The following is a 10416-nucleotide window of genomic DNA, read 5'->3' as shown; positions in this document are numbered from 1 at the left end:
GGCTCGCTCCCGATCTTCGATACTAAACTTGTTACGCTTCTTCTTTTCCATAAAATAAACCCTAAAAGTTTGTCTAACTTTTAGGGTTCACTTCAGGATAGGTTCCGGCTTTTTTATTGCTATTAAAGTTTTTGATATTTAATGCTTTATAGAACCTCTTTTTGAATAACAACGAATTTGTGTGCCTATATTTGGAACATAAGGAAAAAAGTTCTACTTTTGTATCGCTTTAGAAAAAGCGCGAGTTTGTCTCATGGTGTAATGGTAGCACTGCAGTTTTTGGTTCTGCCTGTCTAGGTTCGAATCCTGGTGAGACAACTATAAAGCAGATAGTAAATTTACTATCTGCTTTATTTTGTAATTATATGAACTATAAATAATTGGTATTCCCTTCTGTGTTATTTGTTTAAATGTTTGATAAATAGTAGACAAGTGTTCGTAGTCTCTTTGTCCTTTATTGTAGATATCTTCAATTTCATTCAGCATTGTTTGTTTTATATCATATTTCTTTTCTGGATATTCTTATTTATTGCAATAAGTACTAATGCAAATACCACATTTGAGAGAAAATAAATGATACAGCTACTTAGCGGATCGATACGAACTATTCCCATTAATAGCATTGTCCAGCAATTGGCAATAAAAATTTCTAAAGAGTATTGACCACACAATATTATAGGACGCCACTTGGTTATACTGTCGGGTAACAAAGAAAGTAGTATAATAACTGCCGGGCAAATACATGAAATTCCCCAAAACTGAAATTTGGAGGATGATAACGAAATTATGCCGACTATCACTAGTAAAAGAGTGAATACACAATCAATTATTCTAATTTTATCTTTTATGCTATATACATATATTCCTAAACAAAATATATAAAATCTACCAATAAAGGCGTCATGATACCAACTGAAATGAAAATAATATAAAAATGCTGCAGAAATAAATGCTATTACGAATAAGGCATACCATTTCCATTTGTTAATAATCTTGAATAATAAAGGAAAAAATAAATAGAAAAACAATAGCGCACTCAAATACCAATTACTACGTATTGCTCCAATCCCATAATAACTCAATGTTGTAAATAGTCCGAACACATCTATTATTGTTGGAAAGGTGTGTGTCTGAACACATACCACGCACAAATGTACTATTGCCCAAATCCAATATAAAGGTAAAATCCGAGTAAATCTGTTCTGAAGAAACATTTTTAGAGTCTTGTTATTGTAGGAATAAGATAACCCTAATCCACTGAAGAATAAAAATAAATCAACACCAATATAGCCTTTTGAAAAAATGGGAAAAATAGGAAGTGTTGGAATTGCACAATAACAATGATAAAGAACAACAAGTAACATAGCGATACCCATATAGAAATAACGCTGATTTAAAATCTTGTTTATTATCTTTTGTTTATTCATAATTGATGCAAAGGTAACAAACATTTTAGAAGTAGATTACTAATATAACACAGGCTATTAATTGATAACTTGTATTATTTATATTGTTTTGCGATACATAGATTATTACCCTTAATCAGATAAGACTGAATTCTTGGGAGTACATACTATATACTCCTGCAAAAATATCGGTTGATGGAGACAGGTCTATACAACAATATCTAATTGCTATTTTCAAGTTGCAACCTCAATGTCTCCCAAACTTCTTTATGTTTAGATATAATCATCAGGTGTCCACCATCTTTTACAGCATAGTTCGCATTTATAAAATAGTAAGGTAAAATTTTATCATTCTCACCATGTATGTGATATAAGTTAGAAAGAAGATATGTGTTTTTCCATTTAATTATTTTATCAATGGCCCATTTAAGAAAAAGAGGATTTGTATCTAATAATATTTGTTTGAATAATTGTTGGTCAGAAGTACTAGTTATTCCAAATATATAATTTATGATTCTATTACTCTTTAAAAATATTCTTGAAGGAATTAGTTTATGTAGATTTAGTTTTCCGATAAAACGATAATAGAAAGGTATTTCATTCTTATTCTTTGCAGAGGATATTATGATAACTTTCCCTGCTTCAATTTGTTTTGCAACTTCAATAGCCATAATTCCTCCAAAAGAAAGACCGATAAGCACTGGCTTTGTGCCCTCAATTTGTGAAAGAAGCCGCATTGCGTACCTTTCAAGACTATCGTCTTTCTCGACAGGAATCCATTTTATAAAATGTACATTATAAGATGAAAAATCGAGGTGCGAAAAAGCTCTTTCATCTGCACCCAATCCACTAAATATGTATATGTTTTTATTCAAGGAATCTTTCTTTATTCAGCGGTTTAAATATAGCTGTAAAATCTAATAAGAGCCTCCAATCTTCCATAAAATCATTAGATAATTCGGTCATGTGCTTAACCAAAGAAAAGACTGTGTATCGTTGAGGTACACAGCCTTCTTATATTAGAGAGATATAAGGAATAAGGGATAAGGGATAGGTCTGTACAAATCTTTCCCTTGTTTTAATTAGCTTTAAGTCCTAGAGCTTCTATATAGTCTTTTTGGATTGTATTGTTCTTAAACTTTACACTCTCAATAAGAGCCTGCATGGTTTTCCATGATTCTTTCTGATCCGGGCGTGCCTCTCTTACTTCCTTAAAAGATCCTCTGGGAGCTTCGGCGAATGCTATTATCTTATCCCAACCGTCAGGTGCTGTAAAGCCGACAAACGAAGAGTTATTGATCTTCTTATATGGCCAGAATGTCCAACCGATATTATTATCTTCCATTACTTTACAGAACGAAGACATCCATTCATTTGTATTATGCCCTATTTCGCCCATATACATCGGCAGATTTACACTATCTCTGAAGTTTATGATGGACTGGATAGCTTCTTTAGTAGGATCGCTTCCGTAGCGATGGCATGTATACATTATTTTGTTGTCGAATTTAGAGTCTGTGAACGGTTTGAAATTTCCGTTCCACTGTGATCCACCTAACAAGATTATATGATTGGTGTCTACGGTACGAATAGCTTCTACTGCTCTTTTGTATAAAGGTTCCAGTTTAGAATTAAGCTCTTCCATATTAGGGAAATAGGGGGCAATAGGCTCATTCATTAACTCATAACCTAATATTATGGGTTCGTTCTTATAATAATCGGCAATTTTAACCCAGATATCACAGAATAATTTTTGAGAAGGTTCGCTTTCGAATAACCAGGGATATCCGAAGCTATCATCGATATTGTCGCCTGTTTGTCCACCGGGAGCATCATGCATGTCGAGAATTAGATATAGATTTGCCTTTTTACACCAGCTAATAAGAGTATCTATACGGGCAAAACCATCCTGCTGTCCGGTTAATCCCATATAATCTTCATCCGTAAATAGTTTGTAATGAAATGGCAGGCGAATAGTATTAGCACCTGTAGACGCGATGAACTGTACATCATCAAATGTTATATAATTGTCTTTGAACTGAGTCCAGAATTCACGGGTAAGGTCAGGGCCTACCAGTTCGCTGAACATCCGGTTTATGCGTTCGGGCGAATTGGTGGTATTAAATCCAAACATATAACCTTCTGGATTGAGCCAATTACCCAGATTGGTACCTTTGATAAAGAATGGCTTGCCATCAGGAGTTATTAGGTTTTGTTCTTTCACTCTGATGAATGAATCTTCCGATAATTGGGATTTGGGTTGCTCGCTCTGGCAACTCACTAAAAAAACTAGGATGAATAGATAATAATAGATTTTCATGTCCTGGAATTTTATTAGATTAATATTTAACTCTCTATTTCTTTTATTATAAATATCTCAGTTTTATTCCGTTAATAAAAGGTTTTCCCAAAATACCATGAAACTGTATGGTAATGTTTTCTCCTTTTTCTACTTTCACAATGTATTTCTTCCGGATAGCATAATATTTACCGACAGAATCATCGAGAGATAAGTTGGAATCCACAATCAGATCATTTATTATAATATCAAACTCATTCCTGATTTGATTATTGTTATCAGTTGTACCTAAAGTGTGAGCAATGCTTGCACCTGTACCGGAAATATCAGCAAATAATAGTTCTACTTCATATTCCCCGTCCGGAACATCAAATTTATATTTATCCGGAGTCATTCGCATTGTTTGATATAGCGGATTGTCATTGGTGCCGTTTATTTGTGTCAACGTTGTTTCTACTTTACCGCCAATGTATCCCCAGCTGCCTTCGGTATACGGTTTATCAGGAATCCACGTAAGCCCCGTTTCCGGAGAAGTGTAGCTCGCATTATTACCTATATTTATTGCTAATTCTTTATTGGAGAAATTTTTTCTGTTTAGATATTCCGGTATTACCGTAAATGATATAGGTAGTCCTGTTCTTTGCTCTACTCCTTTATATACACCTTTAGCTTCTATATAATGGTCTCCGTCGGTAAAAGGTACATTCCAAACTGCATTATAGTTATTGATACCTTTTATTCCTAACGATCTGTCATCAATAAAAAGTTCGACCTCAGATAAATTTGAGTATACTTTAATTGGCTGGATCACATCTGTTCCGTTTGCTGAAATTCCGGTTCGCTTATCCCAGTCATACGATGCTATATGTAACACTGGAATATCCTGACGAAAGTTTGCTTTAAAGTAATAGTACACATCTTTAGGAGTGCGGTCGGCATATACCAAACCTTTATTATTGATGCGTGGCATAGACTCGTCACGCTGAGCCGACCCGAAGTCGATAAAGTTCCAATAGGTTGCACCGGCTATATAAGGCTCCCTTTCTATTACCGGTAGATAGTGCTCTATATACTCCTGTTGATATTCGATACTGAAATCGAATCTTTGGGGTTGCAAAGAATGGATTCTACGGTCTGACCCTGCTCCATATTCACTGATGATCTTTGGCTTTTTTGGGTAGTCCGATGCCTGTTTCTTTATAAATGCGTCGAATTGCGATAGGTTATCGGAATACCAGCCTTGATACAAATTCCAGCCGACTACATCTACAATATCTTGGAAGCCCGCTTGATTATATGTTTCGCTGCCGTGAAATGCCATAACGCTGTATCTGCGCGAATCTTCTTCTTTTAAAACGTTTTCTAACCGGCGTGCCAGAGCGAGTTCGCGTTTTACTAAAGCGTCTAATTCTAGGCCTTTGTGTTTACGTTGAGTTACCAGTAATATTTCATTCATGTATCCCCACATGATAATTGAAGGATGATTGTAGTGCTGGCGTATCATTTCCCGAAGTGCGGTTTCGCAATTATCACCAAAGCTCTCCTCTTCCGGGATAATATCTATAACAGGTATTTCCTCCCAGACCAGTAAACCCAACTTATCGCATTGTTCAATAATGGCTTTATCCTGAGGATAATGAGAAATCCGGATGAAATTGGCTCCCATATCTTTGATCAGTTGCATATCTCTACGGTGGGCTTCATCGGTCAGAGCATTGCCTAATGGCATTTGATCCTGATGACGGCATATGCCTCGCAACTTATATGGTTTTCCGTTTAATGAGAATCCTTTCTGTCCATCGAAACTAAACCATCTGAACCCTAAGGGAGAGCGTACAATGTCGAGGATTTTGTTTGTCGAAGCCTCTTTTATCACTGCCTCTACTGTGTATAGGTTAGGCGTTTCGGGACTCCATAGCAGGGGCTGTTCTATTATATATGTATTCGAAAATGTTTTTTTCTGCCCCGGAGTTAAAGAGTATTTTATATCTTCTGTTTTAACAATATTCCGGTTAATGTCCACTACTGTATAACTTACTTTTATTGTTGCTTTATTAGGCGCATTGTTGACTACAGTACTTTTAACGGTATATGAACCCGATTTTTCTGAAACATTGTCTGTGTCAATATATATTCCGTCGGATCCGTTATCCGACAGATCGAAATGCTGTTGAGGAACGGACACTAACCACACATCGCGGTAGATTCCTCCGAAAATGCTGAAGTCTCCTGATATTGGAGGGATATCCGCTAATGAATTATCGACCTTGACTGTAAGCAGATTGTTTCCCTCTCTGTTACAAAATCCGGAGATATCGAATGTAAAGGAAGTATATCCGCCTTTGTGTTCGCCTACCAGTTTTCCATTTATATATACAGTTGCCGACTGATTTACACCCTCGAACCGTAAGAACAGATTTTTATCCTTCTCTTCTTTTGATAATGAAAACGATTTACGGTACCAGCTAACTCCTCTGTAATAATCTTTTGATATATATGCATCGGTATTCCATGTATGAGGGATTGATACTGTTTTCCAGCTATTGTCGGAGGACATTGTCCTCTCGTTTTCCATTTTTTCTCCTTTGGAAAATTGCCATCCGTCATTGAATGATTTGATCTGCCGCTGTGAAGCGACAGATACAGAAATCAATACAAACAGAGGTAATATGAATATCTTTAAGTATTCTTTCATAGATCGTAAATTTTATTATCCGTCAGGTTTTGTTTTCTTAGCAGTGCTTCCAGAAAATAGTAGTCTGCATAATTTATCGGCACATCTATTTCGCTGTTTCCGGGAAGATGTCCTGTCGAATGTAATAACAGAAATCCTTGTGTCGTACCCGGTTCTGCTCTATAATGTTCTATGAGGTTCATTAATATCTGATCTGCCCATGCAATATACTGATTTTTATTCTTATCACTATACTCAGACAGTTCATAAAGTGCTGATGCTATAATAGATGCAGAAGAAACGTCTCTCGGTACATTGGGTATCCGGGGATCGTCAAAATCCCAATAAGGAATTAGATCAGAAGGCAGGTTAGGATGAGAGAATATAAAATGAGCTATACCTTCCGACTGTTTTAAATATTGGGGGGTTAGTGTATATCTATATGACATTATGAAGCTATATAAGGCCCATGCTTGTCCTCTGGCCCAAGCTGAAGGGTCTGAATATCCCTGAAAAGTTTGCTTAAGTCTTACTTTTCCGGTTATTGTGTCATAGTCGACTACATGAAAAGATGAATAATCGTCGCGGAAATGATTTTTCAAAGTAGTATCTGCATGAGTAACAGCAATGTTGTAAAATGCCGAATCTCCGGTAAGGCGGGTTGCCTCGAACAGTAATTCCAAATTCATCATGTTGTCTATAATGACCGGGTATTCCCATACTTGGCGATTCCAATCCCACGACCGGATAGAACCTATTTTGGCATTGAACCGTTTTGCCAGTGTCTTTGCAGATTGTATTACTACATTCCGGTAATGTGGATTGTTTGTGAGTTTTAATCCGTTTCCGAAAGAATTATACATTTTAAATCCAAGATCATGCGATGTTTCATCGAATTGTTCTATTTCGATGAGTTCAGAAAACTTTTCAGCTTGTTTTGCCCATTTACTATCTTTTGTATACTGGTACATAAGCCAAAGGGAACCGGGAAAAAATCCCGAACACCAATCCCGGGGACCTACAAGTTTCAGCGTTCCGTCCCGGTTGATTGTACGAGGTGTTACCTGATCATCTTTAGTTCTATTTTCTAATGCTTCGTCGACACATTTAAGTGCATACTCGAATTGATATGATGCGAAGTTGAACATTTCCGGTACGATCTGATTCGTTACGGAATGCAAACTGTTATTTTCTTTTCTTTCTTCTTTTGATTTATCCCGGTTGTTTAGATTATAGGCGCTCGCTTGTTGTATAACAATGGACAGGATAAAAATAATAATATACAAATTCTTCATTTTGGAATATAGTTTATGAAAACTTCCGTTCTGGCTTTAGTACGGATTTATTATGTAAGGCAGGTTTCCCTTAGAGACAATACTTATTCTACGAAAATATCCAGAATCAGAATCTGCATTTTTTTCAATATTGAAATAGTGAATATTTAAAAAAATAAAAACCTTGATTTGTAGGTGTTTGGTGTTTGAATGATACTTAAAAAAGTGGATAATGAGTAATAAACTATACTATAAATAAAGAACCTATGATACTGTTCATAGGTTCTTTTATATACTGAATCTCTTATTCTATAGTTACCATTCTCGTATTTGCTGATTCTGATTTGACTGCTATAACCGTTCGTCCGTTTCTTTTTTCTAACATGATGTGGGCTCTTCCGTTTACGGCCTGCACCTTGTCTGATGCAGTTGCGGTTCCCATATCTTTTACTAAGATACCTTCGCCTACCGAATCGAAGAAAATATACTCTTTGGAATCTAGAACGACAATACCATTTGAGTCTATGAGTTCTGCCTCTATCCAATAAGTAGAGTCATCTGATTTTTTAACAGAGACTTTAATATCTGCAACTTTACCGAATGGACGGGTTTCATAATCGAATTCAATTTCGTCATTTACGGTAGTCTTGATTTTATTTTTCCATCCTATTGCTTGCACGGTATTTTTTCCTGCCGGAAATGGTGTGTGCCAGCGGAGTCCTGCTGCCGGAAAATCCTGAGAGTCTCGTTCTTTTATGCCCAGACTTTTTCCATTAAGGAATAGCTCTACCTTATCGCAGTTTGAATACACTTTTATTGTTTTTAATTCACCGGGTTGCCCCCATCTTGTAGGCCAGCTATGCCCGTAGATATGTAGCATGGGCTTCTCAGTCCAATACGATTGAAATACATAATAAACTTCTTTAGGGGACATATCCCGTCCGACAACCCCTTTCTGATTTACATAAGGAATGGGATTATCGGGGCGAACCGGAGTTGAAAAGTCTTTGAACGGCCAATATGCTGTACCTGTCAGCCATGGCATATTTTCTTGTTCTTTCAGATGCCACTCTATGATGTCTGTAATGTAGGTTTCGCTCCAGTCTGATTTTTCTTTTGTTGCTTTTGCAAAATCGGCAAAGGCTTTTTCTTTATCTTCCGCCTGATCTAATGATGCATAATCGTATTCTGCGTGACGGCCTGTATGGCTATCGCCTCCCCATTCGACATGAAGAAAACGGTTTACTTTCTCCATTTCCATATTCGATACTGATTTGTAATCGGTATAAATACCTCTGTACCAACCCGCCCATATAGAAGGGGAATAAACATCTACAATGTCACTGCAAAAATCGCATCGGCGGATAGATGTCAGTCTTGTATTATCCAATTGATGCGAAAGGGTGTGTAACTCTTTCATGAAAGACCGTATCTGCTCTTTGTCAAACTCAGGGAAATCATTTGGCCAATCATTTTCGTTCCCCATTCCCCACAGAATTATAGACGGATGATTACGGTGTTGTTCAATCATATTTGTCAGCATCCGGCGGGCTTGTTCTTTATAACGGTCTCCACCCAAACCACCTCGGCACCATGGAATTTCTTCCCAGACCAGAATGCCTAAGCTATCGCATAGGTTGAGAATGATACGTGACTGCTGGTAATGGCCTAGGCGTATAAAATTAACACCCATGGTCTTCATTAACTTCATTTCCTCAATCATTTGTTCTTCAGTCATAGCTGCACCTACTCCGGCCTGATCTTCGTGGCGATGGCTTCCCCGAAGTAACAAACGTTTTCCGTTCAAAAAGAAAGGGCCTTTTTCTTTGAATTCGAAGTTTCGGAAACCAAACTTTTCTTTATATGTAACCTCTCCGGCCTGAGAGGTTAGCTTTACTTCGCAAGAATATAAAGCCGGTTTATCCGGTGACCATAAAAATGGTTTGGGAATATTCAGGGATAATAACTCTTGTGGAGAACTGGTATTTACTGTTTTAGTATCTTCCTTTATAAGTTTTCCTTGTGGATCGAATATCTTTATGTGTATATTCGCCGTATGTGTATCGGAGAAGTTGTTAAAATCGGTAAGTATTGATAATTTACCTATTTTCCCTTCTTCATCAACATTAGTATTTGTTTGCAGGTTTCTTACCGATAAAGAAGGGGTATAAACCAGATTAAGGTATCTGTAAATACCTCCGTACAGGTTGAAATCGGACAGGTCTGACGGTATTAGTTCTGTATCGCGGCTATTATCGCAACGGATTATTAGAGGAATCTTTCCTCCGAACCGCTGCGAATCTTCCATATTCCGGAAATTCTCAATTGCATCTGTTATATCTACTTGCCATTCGTCATAGCCTCCGGTATGGCTGCCAACCTTTGTAGTGTATATATATACTTCGGTTTTTTGTCCGGCTCCTTCGAAGTGCAATATCGTTCGCCCATTATTGTAAGGATTATCAATATCCAATAGTGTTTTATACCATCCCGGCCCTTGATAGTAATTAACATCGGGCTCTACAGCATCTGTAGCGTTAAAACAATGGGGTAGGGAGACCTTAGTCCATATTGGAACCTTCTCCGAATCATTCCGTACCGGTCGCACAGCTTCCCATACATTACCCAGATCCTGACGGATAAATTCCCATCCGTCATTTAATCTTGTCTTGTTCTCGTAATTGACCTGAGAAAAAACAGTTATAGCCCAAGTAAATAAACTAAAGGCTATAACAAATCGTTTATATCTATCTTGTAGCATAA

6 protein-coding genes are annotated in these 10416 nt (G+C 37.0%); all 6 read right to left on the bottom strand.

Annotated features, from left to right (window positions below):
* Positions 1-494 precede the first annotated feature (494 nt).
* Positions 495-1427: an acyltransferase family protein gene (locus tag BUC12_RS05635; protein WP_157257573.1), complete on the bottom strand. Its 933-nt coding sequence runs from the start codon at positions 1425-1427 to the stop codon at positions 495-497.
* 200 nt (positions 1428-1627) lie between these two features.
* On the bottom strand, positions 1628-2281 hold the full coding sequence (locus BUC12_RS05630; protein ID WP_070808632.1) for an alpha/beta hydrolase: 654 nt from the start codon (positions 2279-2281) through the stop codon (positions 1628-1630).
* Between the two features lie 203 nt (positions 2282-2484).
* Positions 2485-3726: a glycoside hydrolase family 5 protein gene (locus tag BUC12_RS05625; protein ID WP_062183928.1), complete on the bottom strand. Its 1242-nt coding sequence runs from the start codon at positions 3724-3726 to the stop codon at positions 2485-2487.
* A 46-nt stretch (positions 3727-3772) separates the two neighbouring features.
* Complete coding sequence (locus BUC12_RS05620) at positions 3773-6400, bottom strand: glycoside hydrolase family 2 TIM barrel-domain containing protein (RefSeq protein WP_062183932.1); 2628 nt, start codon at positions 6398-6400, stop codon at positions 3773-3775.
* Positions 6397-7674, bottom strand: a complete 1278-nt coding sequence (locus BUC12_RS05615; protein ID WP_062183935.1) for a glycoside hydrolase family 88 protein — start codon at positions 7672-7674, stop codon at positions 6397-6399. Before BUC12_RS05615 ends, BUC12_RS05620 begins: the two co-directional genes overlap by 4 nt.
* A 283-nt stretch (positions 7675-7957) precedes the next feature.
* On the bottom strand, positions 7958-10414 hold the full coding sequence (locus BUC12_RS05610; RefSeq protein ID WP_062183939.1) for a glycoside hydrolase family 2 protein: 2457 nt from the start codon (positions 10412-10414) through the stop codon (positions 7958-7960).
* Positions 10415-10416: the final 2 nt, after the last annotated feature.

It is taken from the genome of Indolivaga macrotermitis, assembly GCF_900128985.1.
In the GTDB taxonomy this organism is placed as follows: Bacteria; Bacteroidota; Bacteroidia; order Bacteroidales; family Dysgonomonadaceae; genus Dysgonomonas_A; species Dysgonomonas_A macrotermitis.
This window is presented reverse-complemented; position numbering and strand designations above follow the sequence as displayed.